This is a genomic window from Streptomyces sp. NPDC007901 (assembly GCF_042959465.1).
GTDB lineage: Bacteria > Actinomycetota > Actinomycetes > Streptomycetales > Streptomycetaceae > Streptomyces.
This window is the reverse complement of record NZ_JBIBKW010000003.1, coordinates 688,106-705,339: the sequence shown is the minus strand read 5'-3', so window position 1 is coordinate 705,339 and position 17,234 is coordinate 688,106. Positions and strand designations below refer to the sequence as shown.

The window sequence follows — 17,234 nt, the reverse complement described above, 5'->3', positions numbered from 1 at the left end:
CCTCGGAGGACGACCGCCGACGGAAGTGAGCCGACGTCCAAGAGCGGTCCGTTCGGCCTCTTCGGGGAGTAGCGTTAACTCATCGGGAGCACTTCGCACACCGGCTCCGATGCCGGTTTCGTTCCCGGTGAGCAACGACACCGGACGGCTGCCCTCGCGCAGAGGTGCAGAGGTCCGGAGACGGGTTCGCGCGATGTCCGCGACCACCTCTCATCCCCCGCTGCGGGCCGTTCCCTTCAGGGCCCCGACCGCGCGACTCGCCCTGAAAGCCGTGAGTCCTTCACCAGGGCACGTCGAGTTGGACGGTGCCTGGTGGCCTCGGTCACGTGACCTGACACACGAACTCTCCGCACTGGCGGACGTGCTGGATCCGCTGTGGGGCCGGATCACCCATATCGCCGTCAACCCCCGCCACTGGCCGATCATCCCGCGCAAGATCCTCGTCAACGGCCATGTGGTGAAGGCCGGTTGGTTCACGTCGGAGCAGGATCCGCACAAGATCCTGCTGCTGTCCTATACGGCAGGCCGCTGGGACCTCTTGGTGATACCCCCGGAGACCAGCGCTCCCTCGGCCGCCCGGCTGATGGCCGCCGCGAGCGCGAACACCGGCCCGCCGATGACCGCGACCGCCCTCATGACGGCGGAACAGGCCGGCGGGACCTCCTCCTCGTCCGAGGCCACCAGCAGCCGGCCCGGCCGACTGATGGTGGGGGTGTGACGGTCGTCGTCGCCCTGGCCGTCGGTGCCTGATGATTCACCGGGCAGTCCGTGGTGGGCCGGATCACACATGACCACCTGCCGCGGCCGCCATGAGCGGTTCCGCTGTCTCCTCGGTCGTATCCGGAGGCACGACCAGCAGGTCCCAGCGCCCCCGGCCGGGGGCGAGCAGGACGATCGTGTGCGGGGCGGATGCCGCCAGGGTCCTGTGCAGGCGTACGACCTGGTTGAAGACGAGCATCCGGCCGGGCACCGCGGGCCACGTCGCCCCGTTGACGGTGACGCTGGTGATGTGACCCCACGCGCGCGGCAACCCGGCAAGCAGCTGGGGGAGTTCGGAGAGCAGGTCGTACGAACGGGGCCACCACGCTCCGTCGATGGGTCGGGGCATGCCGCTGCCGGATGCGAGACGCATCCGCAGGACGGGGTGGGAGGGAAGCGGGGACTGCAGTGCGGTGGTCATGAAGGCTCCTGCCAACTGCCGTAAGCGATTGAGTGGTTGACGTCAGGCACGACGGTCCGCGACCCGCTGCGCCGTCGGCCAGCGCACGTCGTACACCCAGCCGAGGCGTTCAAGGAGGCGGATGACGGCGGCCGACGGGTCGATCTGACCGCGGTCGACGCCGTGGCGGGCGCTGGTGGGGTCGGCGTGGTGGAGGTTGTGCCAGCTCTCGCCGAACGAGAGCAGGGCGAGGGGCCACAGATTGGTGGCCCGGTCGTGGCGCCGGGTGCGGAACGGGCGCTCACCGATCATGTGACAGAGGGAGTTCACGCTCCAGGTGACGTGATGGAGCAGCGCGATACGCACAAATCCCGCCCACAGCAGGGCGGTTACGCCGTACAGCCACGTACCGCCGATGGCCCAGCCCACCGCGAACGGCAGGGCGAGCGTGAGGACGCACAGCGCCGGGAAGGCGCGGGCGACGGCACGGATGTCGCGGTCGGCCAGGAGATCGGGGGCGTAACGCTCCGGCGGCGTAGGGTCGTTGCGGAAGAGCCAGCCGATATGGGCGTGCAGCAGTCCGCGCAACTGGCCTCGCAGATGCGTGCCGTAGCGGTACGGGGAGTGCGGGTCACCCGGCCGGTCGGTGAAGGCGTGATGGCGGCGATGGGTGGCGACCCAGCCGATGACGTCGCCCTGGAAACTCATCGAACCGGCCACCGCGAGCGCGATCCGCACGGGACGGACGGCCCGGTAACCGCCGTGAGTGAGGCCGCGGTGGAAGCCGACCGTGACGCCGAGACCCGTGATCGTGTAGAGGACGAGCGCGAGCACGATGTCGGCGGGATGGATGAGACTCCCCCACAGCAGCCAGCCGGCGAGACCGATCGCCAGGAACGGCAGGACGACGATCACCGTCGTCACCGCAATGTACAGACGCTCACCGCCGCTACGCGCGGGCACCGGACCGTCCTGCGGGAAGGGGGACGTCCCGTCGTAGCCCTGGGGCGCCGGGGCAGGATCCGACGGGGTGACCGTCGTGGACGTGGTCGGACTGAGTGGCATACGTGGCTCCTCGGCCTGGATGCGGATGGCACGGCCGGGGTCACGGGCTGCCCATGTGAGGGGAGTCGCGAGGACGGGCCGGTTCGGACACCGGCAGACGAAGAGCCCTCGCTGCCTCCACCGTACTCCCGCACGCTCCGAGACGAGGCAGGCCGGATCGCGTGGCCACCGCGTTGACACGGACCATTACCGGACGTTGACTGGCAGCACGGTGCAGGGCCATGCCACCCCGGAACACACGGTGAGGCATTCCGCCTTCCCGCCTCGCCCAGACCCCGCAGGAACTCACCTACCGGACAACAGCGAGGCCGGCCATGACCGTTTCACGGACCATCAGGAACAAGGCGCAGACGATGAAGGGCCGGATCACGGAAGAGCTCGGCCGGGTCACCCACGACAGGCGGCTGCAACGCAGGGGCAGGATCGACCGGGTCTCCGGAAGCCTGAAACAGGCCGTCGAGAAGACCAAGGACGCCTTCAGGCGGAACGGGAGCGGCCCCCGATGATGTACGACCAGACGCGCGCGCAGCAGCCCGCGGACCACACCCCGGGCCCGGCCGGGCGCCGCAGCCCGGGCCCGGAGCCGCTGCTCTCCTCGATCGAACGGGACAAGGTCGTCCGGCGCCTCCGGCACGCCCTCAACACCTTCGCCGACACCCCGCGCGAGGCGCTGCAAGAGGCCGAGAGCGCCTACGACGAAGCCACCGCCCAGCTCGTGAACGCCCTCGCGGAACGGCGGCGTCTCCTGCGCGCCGGCTGGCAGGACCAGGACCCCGAGACGCAGTCCGACGAACTCCGGCACGCACTGAGGCAGTACCGGGAGATCACCCAACGACTGCTCCAGCTCTAGGCGGGCACTACTCCGCGCTGCGGCGGAGCGCGGAGTAGTGTGGACAGTACCGAGAGCATTCCGCACACCGGCTTCCACGCCGGGTCGTTCTCGGCGAACCATGAAACCCGGGCCGCCGCAGAAGCGGCCCGGAGACGGGTCCGCATCATGTCGGCGACCTTGCTTCCACCCCTGCCGCATCCCGAGCCCGTCGCAGCCCCGGCCGCGCGTCTCACCCTGAAGACCGACGGCACCTCCCGCGGACTCCTGGACGGTGCCTGGTGGCCCCGCTCCCGGGATCTGCTGAGCGAACTGCCCGCACTGACCGATGTGTTGGACCCCCTGTGGGGCCGCATCACCCGCATCGCCGTCAACCCGAAGCACTGGCCGGTCATCCCGCCCAAGGTTCCCGTGCACGGCCACATCGTCAAGGTCGGCTGGTTCACCCCGGAGATCGACCCGCACAAGCTGCTGCTGCTCTCCTACGGCACCGGCCGCTGGGACCTGCTGATCATCCCGCCCGAAACCGGGGCGGAGTCGGCGGCCCGGCTGATGGCTGCCGCGTCCGACTACGACGGCCCGCCACTGACCGCGAGCGCGCTCATCGCCGCGGACGAGGCCCGGCACGGCGTCTTGGCGACCGACGAGCCACTGGACCCGGACGAGGCATGGGAGTACGAGGGCGGCGCCTCCGCGGTGTCGGTGTCAGCGGCCGTTCCGCGACAGACCCCTTCCCCCGGCCGGGCCAGCCGCCTGATCATCGGTATGTGAGGTGGCCGCCATGAACGCCTTCCTGACAGCCGCCGCCTTCGTGGTCCTCATCGCAGCGGCGGCGTACATGATCCACCGGCTCAACATCCAGCACGCCGACAGAATCGCCGTGCACCAGTACAGCGCCCGCCTGCCCGGCCGCCGCGGCCGCGGCACGCCGCAGCCCCCGGTGGAACCGGACCGGTCCGAGTCGCCGACCGCCGGCGAACGGCGGGACCACCGCGACGGGGGCCGCGGCCGCTTCCCGCCGCGCCGCCGCCGCAGCCGTACCACTCACCACAGGTGACCAGCCGGTTTCCCCGCACGGGCCGCGCGTACGGACGTCGACTCGGCCCGTAGCGACGCGTGTGCCCGAGCGCGTGCCCCCGGGCCATGGACCGCGCGAGGAGCGGCCGGGACCCATGAACCGAGGCATCCGAACCGAGGCGTCATGACTTTTCCGCAGCTGAACGTCTACCGGCACGACCGGGGCAGTCGGGCGCTGATCACCCTGGCCGGTGAGATCGACCCGGCCACCGCGCCCCAGGTGCGCGCCGCTCTGGAGCGGTGCCTGCAGGACGGCATCACCACCATCGACGTGGATCTGACCACCGTCGGCCGCTGCGACAACAGCGGTCTGCGCGTCTTCCTCGACGCGTCGCGGCACGCCGCCGGGAGCCACGCGTCCCTGCGGCTGCACCACCCGTCCCCGCAGACCGCGCGGCTCCTCGCGGACACCGGCTCCGATCTTCTGCTCCTGTGACGGCCCCGGGAGAGACCTGGTGCACAGCGGTACGGAGAGCCACCTTTTCTGATCATGTGTGACATGCCGTTCTCTGGAGTAATGGGCTGTTCGGGGTGACCGGCCGCGTCACTCTGTGCGGGTTGATCACGGTCGTGTCAGGAGCCCGTGTGTCGGTGCGGGCGCTGGACTCGCGGCACGAGGTGAGCATGGACACGGTCGTCGATGCTTTGACGACGCCGGTGCGGGGGTGCGGTTGTGACGGAAGGCGAGCGCCGACCTGACAAGGTCATGCTGGACCGGTCGGAAGGGTTCGGTGAGCGGCTGCTGGGGGTGCTGCTGGACCGGGCACACGAGATGCCGCCGCAGCTGATCGCCCCGCTGATCGCGGAAGAGGTGGCCAGGGTCGGTGGCCGCGACGTCTCGATCCTGCTGCAGGACTACGGCCAGCTGGTGTTGGTGCCGCTGTCAGGTCGGCGGCTGATGGTCGGCGAGCCCGAGCCGATCGACGACTCCCCCGCCGGTACGGCCTTTCTGCAGGCGACCACTGTCGAGGTGCCGGAGGCCGACGGCGTCCGGATGTACCTGCCGTTGCTGGACGGCAGCGACCAGGTGGGCGTGATGGCCCTCACCCTGGACACCGTCGATGACAACGACCGGCGGCTGCTGCGCAGGCTCGCCGGCCTGGTCGCCGACATGCTGGTCACCAAGCACAGCTACACCGATCAGTTCTTCCGCGCGCGGCGCCGTGAACCGATGAGCGTGGCCGCGGAGATCCAGTGGTCCCTGCTGCCGCCGCTGGCGATGTCGGTCCCGCAGGTCGCGGTGGCCGGAATCCTGGAGCCCGCCTACGACGTCGCGGGCGACAGCTTCGACTACGCCCTCAACGAGGACATCCTGCACGTGGCCATGGTCGATGCGATGGGCCACGGCCTGGACGCCGCCACGATGGCGACCGTCGCCGTCGGGGCCTACCGGCACGCCAGACGTGCCGACATCGGCCTGTCCGAGATCTACGCGTTCATGGACCGGGCCGTCGCCGAGCAGTTCGGGCCCGACCACTTCGTCACCGCCCAGATGATGCGTCTGAACATCGCGACGGGCCACCTGCAGTGGGTCAACGCGGGCCACCCCGCACCGCTGCTGATCCGCGACCACCGGGTCGTCCGGCAACTGGCAGGCCCTACCACCCTGCCCGTCGGCTTCGGCGGTGAAGAGCCCCGCATCAGCGGGCAGATGCTCCAACGCGGCGACCGGGTGCTGTGCTTCACCGACGGCCTGATCGAGGAGCACGAAGCCGGCGAAGAACAGTTCGGCGAAGAACAACTCATCCACTGGGTCAACCGCATCGAACACACGACGAAGGGGGTACGAGCGGTGGTGCGCTCGCTCTCCCACGCCCTGAAGCAGCAACGGGGCGGCCGCACCACCGACGACGCGACCCTCTTCCTGATCGAATGGCGCGGGGGCGCCGCCGACCACCTCGTGCTCCTGGAGTGAGCCGACAACCACCCGGCGAAGACAGGGCCGACGCCACAGGGACCCGCTGCCTGGCTGCGGGTCCCGGTGATTTTCCCCGCCGCCCCGCCCGCGACGATCGTTTCGCCACGGGGCTCCGACTCGGTCGGCAGCATCGTGCCCAGGCGAGTGCGGGACTCATCCGGACCGGGACGGCAAGGCACGGACCGCCCCACTCGGCCGGCTTGGGCGTTTCGCGTGCGCATACCGTGCGGTGCCTCGGACATGCGTGAGCCACCGCGTTTTTTGCAGCGTACGACACCCTGTACGCCGCAAAAGCCCAGCCGAGGGAGCCGTTTGGGAGCCGACCCGCTCCCCGAGCCCTCCCGACACCACCCGAGACCCGCCACATCCGACGCCCTGACCTGCGAAAATGCGAAACTGGCAAGTGTCGATCACGCCCGGTCCTCATTCGGGACGAAGAGGTCGTGGGTTCACATCCCGCCACTGGCGGATGCCCGGGGCGCGGGTCTGCTTCGGCAGCAGGCCCGCGGCCGTGGGGTCAGGGCGTCAGCTGGTGAAGATGAGGTACTTCCAGCTGCCGTGCGTCGTCGAGTTGACGTTGTCGCCGGACGTCGTGTCGATGTAGGAGGAGCGGACGCGGAAGCGGATGCCTGTGGGTGGGGTGCCGGTGAGTTCGAGGGTGTCCTTGCCGGCGGAGCCGAGTGTCAGGTACTCGGAGTGGGTGGTGCGCCAGGCGCCCTGGTAGTAGCGCTGCAGTTCGATCTTGTACTTGCGGCCCGGGTACGGGGTCATGGTCGTGTCGTAGACGGGGTCCTTGGACTTGTGGAAGTAGCGGTAGGTCTGGCTCCACGCCGTCTTGGTCTTGTAGGAGCCGCCGAGCGCGCTCGACACCTTGACCTGTGCGCCGACGGTGCTGGTGGCCGTCGCGGGCACGTAGCGGGTGTCGCCGGTGAACTTGGCGGTGAGCTTGGTGTCGCGGGTCAGGGAGGCAGTGACGGAGAGGTTGCCGGAGGAGTCGACCGTGCCCGACTTCAGCAGCTTCGCGGGCTTGTCCTTGCCGTAGGGGTCGGCGTAGATCGCGACGGTGCGGTTCTTGTACGTCGTCCCCAGGTGCGCGGTGAACTTCACCGCGGTGTTGTACGCGTACACCTTGCCGTTGTTGCCGAGCGTCAGCGTGGTCGCCGTGCGGGTGACGTTCACCGTGCTCTGGGCGGTGGCGCTCGCGTGGTAGTCGTCGCCCGCGTAGGTGACCGTGTACGTGACCTTGCCGCCGGCCGGCGGGGTGTCGGCCAAGGTGTACGAGCCGTCGGCGCCGACCGTCGCCGTGCCGATCGCCTTGCCGGACGGGGACTCGTCGTCGGTGCGGGTGACGGAGACCGTGGTGCCGGACGGGAGCGCGGTGGTCGACGTCAGTCTGCCCGTGACGGCGAGGGACTTGGCGCGCGGGGCGGTGGCCGGGGCGGTCGCCGTGAGGGTGGTGTCCGCCTTGGTCGGGTCGTCGAGGACGCGCAGCGAGTACACGTTCGCGGAGTTGTACGACACCGCGAACAGCTTGCTGGCGTCCGGCGCCCAGGCGAGACCCGAGGGCGCGAGGGTGTCGGAGCCGCTGCCGCCGCCGGTGTTCGGGAAGTCGTACTGCCGCACCGGGTCGGAGACGCCCGGCTCGAAGATGTGGACGTCCGGGTCGTACCAGGAGAAGGTGCCCGCGGCGACGGCGCCGTTCGGGGCGATGTCGACCGCGTTCGGGTAGGGGTTGGTGGTGTAGCTGCCGTCCTCCGACAGGTCCGAGAGCTTGAACACCTCCTGCTGGTACGGGGCGCCGCTGGCCGTGACGACGTCCTTGCCGTCCGGAGTGACCGCGAGGTCGCTGAGGTTGCTGCTGCTGCCCGGGTCCCAGGCGTACGCGGTGCGGTTCGCGGAGCCCGACGACACGTCGTACACGGCGAGTTCGACCGGGCTCTGCCCCGGTGCGCCCGCGACGATGGTGCCCGATGCGCCAGCCGAGGAGCCGAGGATCGGCGCGTCGTTCCAGGTACGGGTGGTGTCCTGGTGGAGGGCCACGACCGGGTCGGCGCCGCTCAGGTCGAGCGAGCCGATGTTGCCGCTGCCGTTGCCGCGGTAGCCGAACCAGAGCTTGCCGCCGGCGAGGGCCGGATACTCGGGCCGGCTGCCGTCGCCCGTCGGGTAGCGATGGGCCTCGGTGGCGGTCGCCGTGTCGATGGCGACGATCGCGTCGGCGCCCTCGACGGCCGCGTACAGCGTGCCGGAGTCGGCGGACAGTTCCAGGCCGCGGACGCCGGGCAGCGAGTCGACGGTGCCGACGACCGTGCCGCTGTAGTCGGTCGCGACGACCTTTCCGCTGGTCGGGTCGCTGATGAAGACCCGCTGGTGGACGCCGTCCACGACGACGTCGCCGGTCGATGTGACCGGCAGGACGGTGCTGGAGTCGGCCAGTGCGGGCGCGGCCGAGGTGACGGCGAGCGCGGCCGAGCCGAAGAGGACCGCGAGTGCTGTCGCGGCCGGAAGAGTGCGTATGCGCACGGTGTTTTCGAACCCCCCGGAACGAAAAGAGCCCCTGTTGTTGCACTGGGGAAGCAGGCGGAGCCTAGGTCACGCCAGTGACAGCAGAGGCAAACGAGGGTCAACGATGATCAAAGAAGTGGGCGGGATCCGGCGCCCGGCACCGTGAGTCAGGGTTTCGGGGTGGCCGGGCCGTGGGTGGGTGGGGTGGGGGACGTGTGGGTCAGCCAGGTGGCGGCTATCTCGCGGCCGTCGGGGAGGGTGTGGTGGGGCGGGCCGGGAGTGAGGGTGGGGAGGAAGCCGGCGGCGGTGAGGGCTCGGGCGCTGGCGGTGTTGGTGGGTTCGTGGCCGGCGTTGACCGTCGGGAGGCCCAGGTGGGCGTGGCCGAGGTGGAGGGCGGCGCGGAAGAGTTCCGTGCCGAGGCCCTGGCCGCGGGAGTGGGGGGCCAGCCAGCCGCCTACCTGGCCGGTGTCGAGGTGGAGGGTCGTGGCTCCCGCGTATCTGCCGTCGTCGAGGCGTACGGCGACCAGCGCCTCGCCCTCGTCGGGGCGGGGGGTGAAGGGGCGGGACAGGAGGAGCTGGGCGACTCGGGAGGAGCTGAGGGCGTCGGGGTCGCCGGGGCGCAGGGCGAGGACGGCTTCGCGGACGCGGTCGTCGAGGACGGTGTCCTCGGTCCTGCCGAGCCAGTGCTGGGCCTCGGGGTCCGAGCCGGCGGCCATGGCCGCGATGACGTCCAGCTCGGTCTCGGGGGTGTAGAGCAGGAGGCGCTGCGTGCGCAGGGAGTGCCGCCGGGCCCAGCAGGGGCCGGGGAGGGGGAGCTTGGGCGTCCGCCGCTCGCGGCGCAGCAGCCGTGACCAGACCATGTGTTCTCCCCCTGGGTCCTTCTTCCCTGGCGGCGGCGCGCGTCGTCGGGCGGAGTCTAGTGCGGGTGGTGGGAGCAGGGGCGGGGGCGGGTAGGAGGGCGGTGTGGTGGTGGAGGGAGACGGGGAGTGCGGGGAACGTATGCGTGATGACGTGGTGCCGGCCGTGCGTGCGGTGTACGGGGCCCAGGATCTGAGTTCCGCACCGGCGTTCGGGGGCGGGTTCATCAACTTCGGGCACTGGGAGGGGATTTCGCTCGATCGGCCGCTGACCGCCGAGGATCGGGTGCGGAGTCAGCGGGATCTGTACCGGTGTGTGCTGGGGGCGCTCGACGGGGCGGGTGCGCGGGGTGTCGAGGTCGGGTGCGGGCTGGGGGTGGGGGCCGTGCTGGCGGTGGAGGAGTTCGGGTTCGCCTCGGTGACCGGGCTGGACATCCACCCCGAGCAGGTGGAGCGGGCCCGCCGGGCCAACGCCGGGCTGCTCGCCCGGGCGCCGGAGCGGCTCGGGTTCGCTTGTGGGGCGGCGGAGCGGATGCCGTTCGGGGACGGTGAGTTCGACCGGTTGTACTCGGTCGAGGCCGCGCAGCACTTCCGTGATCTGGCCGCGTTCGTCCGGGAGGCCGCGCGTGTGCTGCGGCCCGGCGGGCGGCTGGCCGTCACCAGCTTCTTCGTGCCGGTCGGCGCCGAGGACGCGGGCGGGGAACTGGCCGCGCGGCTGGACAGCTTCGCGTCGGGGCTCGATGTGGCGCACCCGGTGGCGTCACTGACGGGAGCTCTCGACGCCGTGGGCCTGAGCGACATACGGGCCGAGTCGATCGGCGAGCATGTCTGGCCGGGGCTGGATCACTTCCTCGCCGGTATCGACCAGCCCGTGCGGTGGCCGCGTAATTTCCTGCCGGCCTATCGCGACGGCCTGCTGGACTACTACGTCGTCACCGCGTGCCGTCCGGTGGACGGTGGGTGAGGTCCGCGCTGCGCCCGCTCGGGTGGCGTCGGCGGGTGTGCCGCGTGGCTGTGCGGTCGTAGCCGAATCGGACTGATGATCATCCTTGTGTGACGATCCACGACGCCACCCCGCGCACGCGTACCGGCAACCCCCCGCGTCGCGCAGCCCTCGCCGTCCTGGCGCTGATGTGCCTCGTGCTCCTGTCGACCGCCGCGCCCGTCGCGGGTGCGGCCACCGCGGGTGCGGCCGGTGCGGGTGCGGCCGGTGCAGGTGCGCGCGCCGGCGGAGAGCCTCGGCCGCCGGCGACGGCCGGTGAGGCCCGTACGGCCGCGTATCTCGACTCGATCCATGATGATCCGGAGCTGCTTCGGCGCTTCTTTTTGCGGCTGCCCAAAGGGGGTGACCTGCACAATCATCTCTTCGGTGCGGTGCGGACCGAGTATCTGATCGAGCTGGCCGGTGAGGACGGACTGTGTATCGACACGGCGACGCTGACCGCGGTCGTACCGCCGTGCGGGGGTAGTAGCCGTCCGGCGGCCGATGCCCGGACCGACCGGGACTTCCGGGAGGCGATCCTGCGTGCCTGGTCGATGCAGGACTTTCCGCCGGACCGGCTCGGGCACGACCACTTCTTCGCCACGTTCGACAAGTTCGGTCTCGTGGCCGCGCGGCATCCGGGCAAGGTGCTCGCCGAGGTCGCCGACTCGGTCGCGGCACAGCACCAGCTCTATCTGGAGACCATGGTCAATCCGGGCTCCGACGAGGCCGCGCGGCTGGCGGAGCAGGTCGGCTGGGATCCGGACCTTCCCGCGTTGCACGCCAGGCTGGTGGCGGACGGCGGGCTCGACCGGGTGGTCGCCGACGCGCGGGCACAGACCGACGCCAGCGACGCCGAGTTCCGGGCCGCCGCCCGCTGCGACACCGGCCGGCCCCGCCCCGGCTGCCGGCTGACCGTGCGCTTCGTCTACCAGGCCTTCCGCGGCGGTTCCCCCGAGAGCGTCTTCGCGCAACTGGCCCTCGGCATGCGGCTGGCCGAGCGCGACCCCCGGTTCGTCGCCGTCAACCTCGTCCAGCCGGAGGACGGGGACAGCGCGCTGCGGAACTACAGCCTGCAGATACGGATGGTGGACTATCTGCGCACCGTGTACCCGAAGGCCCATGTCACCCTGCATGCCGGTGAGTTGTGGCCGGGGCTGGTCAAGCCGGAGGACCTGAGGTTCCACATCCGGGAGGCCGTGGACGTCGCCGGTGCCGAGCGTGTCGGGCACGGCGTCGACCTCCGGTTCGAGGACGACTGGCAGCGGACGGCCAGCGTGATGGCCGACCGACAGGTGGCCGTCGAGGTGCCGTTCACCAGCAACGCGCAGATCCTCGGCGTGCGCGGGGCCGAGCATCCCTTCGACACCTACCGGGCCTTCGGCGTACCGGTCGTCCTCGCCACCGACGACCCGGGCGTCTCCCGCATCGACATCAGCCACGAGTACCGGTACGCCGCGGAGACGTACGGACTGACGTACCCGGAGCTGAAGGACCTGGCCCGCGCCTCCCTGCAGTACGCCTTCCTGCCGGGGCGGAGCCTGTGGTGGGGCAACCCGACCCGCGACGGCTACCGGCCGGTGTCCGTCTGCGCCGGACAGCTCCCCGACGGCGACGCCGACGGCGACGGCAGACCGCGACCGCCGGGTGCGGAGTGCCGGCGGCTCATCGCCGCCAGCCCGAAGGCCGCCGTCCAGTGGCGACAGGAGGCCGCCTTCGCGGGGTTCGAGGGTTCCGGCCACCCTGTTCACCCCGCTCTCTGAAGCCAGGAGGCTGCCGCCTCCGCACGCTTCGGAAACTCCGGTTGCTCCAGTGGGGCTCCGGCGCCGGCCCGTTCGCCCCGGTCCCTGGCTACGCTGCACGGGTGACCACCGAGCTGACCCTGCTGCCCCGAGTCGCCTGTCGTGGACGGGAGATCACCGCGCCCCGGCTGCGCGGGCTGCTGGCACTGCTCGCGGAGGACCTGCGGGCCGGCTGCAGCACGGGGCGGCTGGTGGAGGGGCTGTGGACGGAGGAGCTGCCGGAGCGGCCGGGCAAGGCCGTGCAGATCCTGGTGTCGCGGCTGCGGGCGCAGGTGGGGGCCGACCTGGTCGTGAGTACGCCGACGGGGTACCGGCTGGCCCTGGACGAGACGCGGGTCGACAGTTCCGCGCTGCTGCTGCACGAGGCGGCCGGCGCCGAGCGGGCGCGGGCGGGGGACCACGAGGGCGCGCTGGCGCGGGCCGAGGCGGGGCTGGCGCTGTGGGACGGGAGCGTGGGCGCCGGGGCGGGCGAGGATCTGCACGATCCGGTGGTGGCGCTGCGCGCCGACCGGGTGCGGGTCTTCCGTGCGCTGGTCCGGTCGCGGGCGCTGGCGCTCGCGCGGGTGGGGCGGCGGGAGGAGGCCGCCGCGCCCCTGGCCGAGCTGAGCCGGGCGCTGCCGCGGGACGAGGAGGTGCTGGCGGAGCTGCTGCGCTGCGAGGCCGCCACCGCAGGCCGGGCCGCGGCGCTGACCCGGTACGACGGCTACCGGCGGCGGCTCCGCGACGAGCTGGGAACCGATCCGGGGCCGCAGCTCAAGGCCGTCCACCGGGAGTTGCTGAGCGCGGACACGGCGCCGGTGCGCCACGGTGTGCCGCACGAGCCGAACCCGCTGCTGGGGCGGGACACCGATGTCGCCGCCGTGGCCGGGTTGCTGCGCGAGACCCGGGTGGTCACCGTGGTGGGGCCGGGCGGGCTGGGCAAGACCCGGCTGTCGCACGCGGTGAGCCGGGCGGCCGCACAGCCGGTGGTGCACTACGTCACCCTGGCCGGTGTCACCGCCGACGACGACGTGGCCGGCGAGGTGGCCTCGGCCGTCGGGGGCGGGGACGGACGCCAGCTGCCGGGCGCCGGCGCGGACGTGGCGAGCGGGATCGTCGCCGCGCTGGGGCCGGGTTCCGCGCTGCTGGTCCTGGACAACTGCGAGCATGTGGTCGCCGGCGCCTCCGCGCTCGTACAGGCGCTGGTGTCGCGGTCGAAGGAGCTGCGCGTCCTGGCCACCAGCCGGGCTCCGCTGGGGCTGACCTCGGAGTCCGTGTACGCGCTGCCGGAGCTGTCGCTGGCGACCTCGGTCGAGCTGTTCGAGCAGCGGGCGCGGGCCGCGCGGCCCGGGGTGGACCTGCCGGCCGACCGGGTCGCCGAGATCTGCCGGCATCTGGACGGGCTGCCGCTGGCCGTGGAACTGGCCGCGGCCCGGGTACGGGTGCTCTCCGTGGCCGACATCGCCCGCCGTCTGCAGGACCGTTTCGCGCTGCTGCGCGGCGGGGCCCGGGACGCCCCGGAGCGGCATCGCACGCTGCGGGCCGTGGTCGAGTGGAGCTGGAACCTGCTGGAGCCGGAGGGACGAGCGGCGCTCCGGGCGCTGTCCGTCTTCCCGGGGGGCTTCACCGAGGACGCGGCCGAGTGCCTCATCGGGGACGGCGGGGGCGGGGGCGCGCTGGATCTGCTGGAGCAGCTGGCCGATCAGTCCCTGGTCAAGGTCGGGGAAGGCCCTTCCGGGGTCCGGTTCCACATGCTGGAGACGCTGCGGGAGTTCGGTGCCGCGCGACGCGAGGAGGCCGGTGAGAGCGCGGCGGTGACGGACCGGTTCCTGTCCTGGGCGCGGGACTTCGGCCGGGCCCACCACGACGCGCTGTTCGGCGACGAGGCGGTGGCCTCCTTCGACCGGGTCCGCGCCGAGCAGGACAACCTCGTCCTCGCGCTGCGGTACGCCGTGGCCCGGGCCGACGGGCCGGCCATCGCCGCGCTCACCGCCGTACTGGCCTCCCTGTGGTCCGTCGGCAACAGCTACCTGCGGTTCGTCACGCTCGCCGCCGAGACCGGCGGGCCGCTGTCCCGGTTCCGCCCGGGACCGGAGCACCCGGAGGACGTGGAGACGCTGCGGAGCGCGGCGGCGATCTGCACGGCCGCGCTCTTCATGGGCTACGGCCCGCACGCCGTGCGCCAGTTGGTCACGCTGCGCCGGCTGCCGCCCGCGCCGCCGGACACCGTGCTGCGGGCGCTGGCCGTCGTACTGTCCGCCGTCCCGGACATGCACCCGCCGGACTGGGCCCGGCTGCAGGAGCTGTGCGACGCCGACGAACCGCTGCTGGCGGGCCTCGCCGCGGGCGTCGCCAGCTACCTGTGGGAGGCCGCGTACGAGACGGAGCGCGCGCTCGACCACGCCCGGCGGATGCTCGCCGCGGTGCGACCGCTCGGCAATCCGATCACCATGCTGCTCAGCCACGGACGGATCAGCGAGCTGTGCCTCAAGACGGAGCGCGGCGCGGAGGCGTACGACCATCTGCGCGCCGCGGACGCGATCGGCGAGGTCGGCGGCTGGTCGGACGCGATCGGCGTCCGCTACGGACTGGTCTCCGCCTGTCTGCAGCGGGGGGACGTCGAGGAGGCGGAGTACTGGCTGGGTCTGGCCGCCCCGGACCGGCAGCCGGAGTCCCCGCAGGCCTTCACGCCCGAACTGCTGCAGGCCCGGGCGGAGATCGCGCTGGCCCGGGGGCTGACCGAGGTCGGTCTCGGCCTGTGGCGGCAGGCGGCGGGCGGGATCCGGGAGGCCAGTCTGCTGGCCACGGACGATCCCTTCCTGGACTCGTGGTCGCTCCAGGTGCAGGCGGCCGCGCTCGCGGCGCACGCGCAGCACGGCCGGCTGGAGCCGGTCGCCCGGCTCGCCGAGGAGCTGCGGGTACGGCTGCTCGGGATGCTGTCCGGTTCCGGCCCGGGGACGCCCGGCACCGGCTCGGGTTCCGACGCGCCCGGTGCCGGGGATCTGCTGGAACTGCCGGTGTACGGCTCGGTGTTGCTGGCGCTCGGCTACGTCGGGGTGGCCCGTGGCGAGACGGCGGCCGTACGGCTGCTGGCGCTGGCGGAGCTGATGCCCGTGATGCGGGACCTGCCCACCATGTCCTCGGCCCGGTCGCGGGCGGCCGCCGAGAACGCGGATCGGGCCGCGTACGCCGACGCGAGGTCGGAGTACGCGGCCCTGGGGCGGGATCAGCTGCGGGTCGCGGCCCGGCACGAGCTCACTGCCGCGGCTCACGGCTGAACATCGCCTTGGACCACAGGTAGCCGACGACGATCAGCGCCAGGCACCAGCCGAGCGCCAGCACCGCGTTCCTGGTGCCGATCCCGCTGCCCAGCAGCAGTCCGCGCAGGGTCTCGATGAAGGGCGAGAAGGGCTGGTACTCGGCGAACCAGCGGAACCAGCCCGGCATGGCGTCCACCGGCACGAACGCGCTGGACAGGAAGGGCAGCATCACCAGCGGCGTCCCGATGTTGCTGGCGCCCTCGGCGTTGGGGCTGATCAGGCCGATGCCGACCGCGAGCCAGGTGACCGCGACGCTGACCAGGGCCATCAGGCCGGCCGCCGCGATCCACTCCACCGGCGAGGCGTCGGGCCGGAACCCGATGGCCAGTCCGATGCCCAGGACCAGCACCAGGGCCATCAGCGTCTGGATCACGCTGCCGACGACGTGGCCGATCAGCACGGAGGCGCGGGAGATCGCCATGGTGCGGAACCGGGCCATGATGCCCTCGGTCATGTCGGTGGCCACGGACACCGCGGTGCCGAGCGAGGTCATGGCCACGGTGAGGAAGAGGATGCCGGGGACGAGGTAGTTGACGTACTGGGAGCGGTCGGCGTGGCCGCCGGTGATGCCCGCGCTCATCACGTTGCCGAAGACGTAGACGAACAGCAGCAGCAGGATGACCGGGGTGAGCAGGAGGTTCAGGGTGAGGGAGGGGTAGCGGCGGGCGTGCAGGAGGTTGCGCCGCAGCATGGTCATGTTGTCGCGGAAGGCGTAGCCGGCGGTGCTCATCGGACGGTCTCCTTGGCAGTGGAAGTGGTGGGCTGAGCGGGTACGGAACCGCCGGTCAGGGCGAAGAACACGTCGTCCAGGTCGGGGGTGTGCACGGACAGTTCGTCGGCCTCGATGCCGGCCGCGTCCAGCCAGTCGAGGATGGCGCGCAGCTCGCGCTGGCTGCCGCCGCTGGGGATCTGCAGGGTGAGCGCCTCGTCGTCGCGGGTGGTCTCGCGCAGGGTGGTGGCCGCGCGTTCGTACGCCTCCGGGTCGGAGAACCGCAGCCGTACGTGGCCGCCCGGCACGAGTCGCTTGAGCTCCTCGGCGCTGCCCTCGGCGACGATCCGGCCGCCGTTGAGGACCGCGATACGGTCGGCGAGCTGGTCGGCCTCCTCCAGGTACTGGGTGGTGAGGAAGACCGTCGTGCCGCCGGAGACCAGCTCGCGGATGATCTGCCACATGGTGTGGCGGCTGCGCGGGTCGAGGCCGGTGGTGGGCTCGTCGAGGAAGATGATCCGCGGGCTGCCGACCAGGGTCATGGCGATGTCGAGGCGGCGCTTCATGCCGCCGGAGTAGGTGGCGGCGGGCTTCTTCGCGGCCTCGGTGAGGTCGAAGCGCTCCAGCAGCTCGGCGACCACCCGCCGGCCCTCCGCGCGGGGGAGGTGGTGCAGGTCGGCCATCAGGAGCATGTTCTCCTCGCCGGTGATCAGTCCGTCCACGGCGGAGAACTGGCCGGTGACGCCGATGGCGGCCCGTACCGCCTGAGCCTCGGCGCTGAGGTCGTGCCCGGCGGTGCGGGCGTCGCCGCCGTCGGCGGAGATCAGGGTGGACAGGATGTTCACCACCGTGGTCTTGCCCGCGCCGTTCGGCCCGAGGAGGGAGAAGATCGTGCCGGCCGGCACCCGGATGTCGATGCCGTCCAGGACGGTCTTGTCCCCGTAGGACTTGCGCAGCCCGGTGGCCGCGATCGCGAGTTCCTGCTCTGTCGATGTCGAGGTCGGTGTGGAGGTCGATGTCGAGGTCATGCCGCAG

Annotated in this window: 16 protein-coding genes; 10 read left to right on the top strand and 6 right to left on the bottom strand. The window is 71.8% G+C overall.

Annotated features, from left to right (window positions below; all coding sequences use genetic code 11):
* The first annotated feature begins 109 nt into the window (after positions 1-109).
* Complete coding sequence (locus tag ACFZDK_RS13475) at positions 110-718, top strand: DUF5994 family protein (RefSeq protein ID WP_390972157.1); 609 nt, start codon at positions 110-112, stop codon at positions 716-718.
* A gap of 63 nt (positions 719-781) precedes the next feature.
* Here the strand turns inward: ACFZDK_RS13475 and ACFZDK_RS13470 are convergent, their stop codons facing one another.
* Positions 782-1,180 carry a DUF5994 family protein gene (locus tag ACFZDK_RS13470; protein WP_390972155.1) on the bottom strand — a complete coding sequence of 133 codons (399 nt, stop codon included), beginning with the start codon at positions 1,178-1,180 and terminating at the stop codon, positions 782-784.
* Positions 1,181-1,222: 42 nt separating this feature from the next.
* Positions 1,223-2,224: a fatty acid desaturase gene (locus ACFZDK_RS13465; RefSeq protein ID WP_390972154.1), complete on the bottom strand. Its 1,002-nt coding sequence runs from the start codon at positions 2,222-2,224 to the stop codon at positions 1,223-1,225.
* A gap of 314 nt (positions 2,225-2,538) precedes the next feature.
* Between ACFZDK_RS13465 and ACFZDK_RS13460 the strand changes: the two genes are divergently transcribed.
* The 6 genes from ACFZDK_RS13460 to ACFZDK_RS13435 all read left to right on the top strand — a co-directional run bounded on the left by ACFZDK_RS13460 (position 2,539) and on the right by ACFZDK_RS13435 (position 6,045).
* A complete protein-coding gene (locus ACFZDK_RS13460; protein WP_390972152.1) occupies positions 2,539-2,730 on the top strand; it encodes a CsbD family protein in 192 nt (63 codons plus the stop codon).
* A complete protein-coding gene (locus tag ACFZDK_RS13455) occupies positions 2,727-3,074 on the top strand; it encodes a hypothetical protein (protein ID WP_390972150.1) in 348 nt (115 codons plus the stop codon). The genes ACFZDK_RS13460 and ACFZDK_RS13455 overlap by 4 nt, the downstream gene beginning before the upstream one ends.
* A gap of 39 nt (positions 3,075-3,113) precedes the next feature.
* Positions 3,114-3,824, top strand: a complete 711-nt coding sequence (locus tag ACFZDK_RS13450) for a DUF5994 family protein (protein ID WP_390972148.1) — start codon at positions 3,114-3,116, stop codon at positions 3,822-3,824.
* A gap of 10 nt (positions 3,825-3,834) precedes the next feature.
* Entirely contained in the window at positions 3,835-4,110 is a 276-nt protein-coding gene (locus tag ACFZDK_RS13445; RefSeq protein WP_390972147.1) for a hypothetical protein, read from the top strand.
* Between the two features lie 144 nt (positions 4,111-4,254).
* Positions 4,255-4,566 (top strand): STAS domain-containing protein, encoded by a 312-nt coding sequence (locus ACFZDK_RS13440; protein WP_390972145.1) that lies wholly within the window; start codon positions 4,255-4,257, stop codon positions 4,564-4,566.
* Positions 4,567-4,803: 237 nt separating this feature from the next.
* Entirely contained in the window at positions 4,804-6,045 is a 1,242-nt protein-coding gene (locus ACFZDK_RS13435; protein ID WP_390972144.1) for a SpoIIE family protein phosphatase, read from the top strand.
* A 528-nt stretch (positions 6,046-6,573) separates the two neighbouring features.
* On the opposite strand, the gene ACFZDK_RS13430 is transcribed toward ACFZDK_RS13435, so the two are convergent.
* Both ACFZDK_RS13430 and ACFZDK_RS13425 read right to left on the bottom strand, forming a co-directional pair.
* Positions 6,574-8,568 carry a YncE family protein gene (locus ACFZDK_RS13430; protein ID WP_390972142.1) on the bottom strand — a complete coding sequence of 665 codons (1,995 nt, stop codon included), beginning with the start codon at positions 8,566-8,568 and terminating at the stop codon, positions 6,574-6,576.
* A gap of 149 nt (positions 8,569-8,717) precedes the next feature.
* Positions 8,718-9,410: a GNAT family N-acetyltransferase gene (locus ACFZDK_RS13425; protein WP_390972141.1), complete on the bottom strand. Its 693-nt coding sequence runs from the start codon at positions 9,408-9,410 to the stop codon at positions 8,718-8,720.
* A 139-nt stretch (positions 9,411-9,549) separates the two neighbouring features.
* On the opposite strand from ACFZDK_RS13425, the gene ACFZDK_RS13420 reads away from it, so the two are divergent.
* From ACFZDK_RS13420 to ACFZDK_RS13410, 3 genes are all read left to right on the top strand, one after another.
* Positions 9,550-10,371 carry a methyltransferase domain-containing protein gene (locus ACFZDK_RS13420; protein ID WP_390972140.1) on the top strand — a complete coding sequence of 274 codons (822 nt, stop codon included), beginning with the start codon at positions 9,550-9,552 and terminating at the stop codon, positions 10,369-10,371.
* 89 nt (positions 10,372-10,460) lie between these two features.
* On the top strand, positions 10,461-12,152 hold the full coding sequence (locus ACFZDK_RS13415) for an adenosine deaminase (RefSeq protein ID WP_390972139.1): 1,692 nt from the start codon (positions 10,461-10,463) through the stop codon (positions 12,150-12,152).
* 101 nt (positions 12,153-12,253) lie between these two features.
* On the top strand, positions 12,254-15,448 hold the full coding sequence (locus ACFZDK_RS13410; protein WP_390972138.1) for a BTAD domain-containing putative transcriptional regulator: 3,195 nt from the start codon (positions 12,254-12,256) through the stop codon (positions 15,446-15,448).
* Here the strand turns inward: ACFZDK_RS13410 and ACFZDK_RS13405 are convergent.
* Together ACFZDK_RS13405 and ACFZDK_RS13400 are read right to left on the bottom strand one after the other, a co-directional pair.
* Complete coding sequence (locus tag ACFZDK_RS13405) at positions 15,426-16,220, bottom strand: ABC transporter permease (RefSeq protein ID WP_390972137.1); 795 nt, start codon at positions 16,218-16,220, stop codon at positions 15,426-15,428. The two genes, ACFZDK_RS13410 and ACFZDK_RS13405, sit on opposite strands and share 23 nt — an antisense overlap.
* Entirely contained in the window at positions 16,217-17,227 is a 1,011-nt protein-coding gene (locus ACFZDK_RS13400; RefSeq protein WP_390972136.1) for an ATP-binding cassette domain-containing protein, read from the bottom strand. The genes ACFZDK_RS13405 and ACFZDK_RS13400 overlap by 4 nt, the downstream gene beginning before the upstream one ends.
* Positions 17,228-17,234: the final 7 nt, after the last annotated feature.

Excerpts from the sequence above, each read along its gene's own strand:
- ACFZDK_RS13475 (WP_390972157.1), top strand. The coding sequence starts at position 110 with ATGCCGGTTTCGTTCCCGGTGAGCAACGACACCGGACGGCTGCCCTCG.
- ACFZDK_RS13470 (WP_390972155.1), bottom strand. The coding sequence starts at position 1,180 with ATGACCACCGCACTGCAGTCCCCGCTTCCCTCCCACCCCGTCCTGCGG.
- ACFZDK_RS13465 (WP_390972154.1), bottom strand. The coding sequence starts at position 2,224 with ATGCCACTCAGTCCGACCACGTCCACGACGGTCACCCCGTCGGATCCT.
- ACFZDK_RS13460 (WP_390972152.1), top strand. The coding sequence starts at position 2,539 with ATGACCGTTTCACGGACCATCAGGAACAAGGCGCAGACGATGAAGGGC.
- ACFZDK_RS13455 (WP_390972150.1), top strand. The coding sequence starts at position 2,727 with ATGATGTACGACCAGACGCGCGCGCAGCAGCCCGCGGACCACACCCCG.
- ACFZDK_RS13445 (WP_390972147.1), top strand. The coding sequence starts at position 3,835 with ATGAACGCCTTCCTGACAGCCGCCGCCTTCGTGGTCCTCATCGCAGCG.
- ACFZDK_RS13440 (WP_390972145.1), top strand. The coding sequence starts at position 4,255 with ATGACTTTTCCGCAGCTGAACGTCTACCGGCACGACCGGGGCAGTCGG.
- ACFZDK_RS13425 (WP_390972141.1), bottom strand. The coding sequence starts at position 9,410 with ATGGTCTGGTCACGGCTGCTGCGCCGCGAGCGGCGGACGCCCAAGCTC.
- ACFZDK_RS13420 (WP_390972140.1), top strand. The coding sequence starts at position 9,550 with ATGCGTGATGACGTGGTGCCGGCCGTGCGTGCGGTGTACGGGGCCCAG.
- ACFZDK_RS13405 (WP_390972137.1), bottom strand. The coding sequence starts at position 16,220 with ATGAGCACCGCCGGCTACGCCTTCCGCGACAACATGACCATGCTGCGG.
- ACFZDK_RS13400 (WP_390972136.1), bottom strand. The coding sequence starts at position 17,227 with ATGACCTCGACATCGACCTCCACACCGACCTCGACATCGACAGAGCAG.